The sequence below is a fragment of the Staphylococcus sp. 231237_7MaSpsaltlick genome (genome assembly GCF_043107035.1).
The window spans coordinates 1-416 of sequence record NZ_JBICNX010000420.1 but is presented as its reverse complement, the minus strand read 5'-3'; the positions used below and the strand labels follow the sequence as shown (position 1 = coordinate 416).

The following is a 416-nucleotide window of genomic DNA, read 5'->3' as shown; positions in this document are numbered from 1 at the left end:
CTTTATAGCCGATTGCGTTACATTTAATGTCTTAATATATTAAAGATTCAACAAGATTTTAAAAGAATCAGCAAAAGATGTTGGTATCAAAAAGAATATTTCCTCTCACATAATAAGACATAGCCATATATCACTACTTTCTCAACAAGGCGTATCACTTAAAGCTATAATGGATCGTGTAGGCCATTCAGACCATCGTACAACCCTATCCATTTATTCGCACGTTACAGAGCAAATGGATAAGGATATGATGAATAAACTTGAACAGGTAAAACTTGGATAATGCGCTCAAATTTGGGCGCATTTTTTATGCTTTAAATTCGATAATTTGCACACACTACCCTTTTTCTAATTAAAGTTAAACAAAAAGAACCCTAAAACCACTGTGGTTAAAGGATTCTTTGCATACTTCAATA

General features: G+C 32.7%; 1 pseudogene. It reads left to right on the top strand.

The features are described from left to right. Positions 1 to 43: 43 nt before the first annotated feature. Positions 44 to 283, top strand: a pseudogene (locus tag ACF91D_RS32160) (tyrosine-type recombinase/integrase); the annotation flags it as partial. Positions 284 to 416 lie beyond the last annotated feature (133 nt).